Origin of the sequence: Neorhizobium alkalisoli, assembly GCF_002968635.1 — a bacterium.
Lineage (GTDB): Bacteria > Pseudomonadota > Alphaproteobacteria > Rhizobiales > Rhizobiaceae > Neorhizobium > Neorhizobium alkalisoli.
The window spans coordinates 1-433 of the sequence record NZ_PVBN01000043.1; the positions used below are offsets into that span (position 1 = coordinate 1).

Annotated in this window: 1 protein-coding gene; it reads right to left on the minus strand. The window is 55.9% G+C overall.

Annotation, left to right across the window (positions count from 1 at the left end; translation table 11 throughout):
• A partial coding sequence (locus C5L13_RS28460) for a LysR family transcriptional regulator (RefSeq protein ID WP_158693564.1) occupies window positions 1-256 on the minus strand: 256 nt, incomplete at its 3' end.
• Window positions 257-433 lie beyond the last annotated feature (177 nt).

The following is a 433-nucleotide window of genomic DNA, read 5'->3' on the forward strand; positions in this document are numbered from 1 at the left end:
GTTCTCCGGCGAACAGCTGCTTGCTGCGCTCCGCCTGCGCCACGATGTCGCGCGCCTGTTGGTAGAACAGCCGGCCTTTGGGATTGACGTACAGCCGGTTTTTATCGCGGAAAAACAGCTCGCCGCCCAACGTCTCTTCCAGCTCGCGCAGCCGCAACGTGACGTTGGAAGGCACGCAGTGCAGCTCACGGGCGGCGGCGGCGATGGTTTTGTGTTCCACCACGGTGCAGAAAAACTTCAGCTGGCTCAGCTTCATCTATCATTCACTTTTAGTTAGCGTTTTAGTTAAAATCAATCACTTTAGATTAGCATCGATTTCACCTACAGTCTGTCGACACCCTGAGGAGGATCACTGATGCCACTGAATGATTTACTGACGCTGCCCGGCGTGGCGGCCCAACCGGACGCGGTAACCGACGGTTACGTGTTCAAC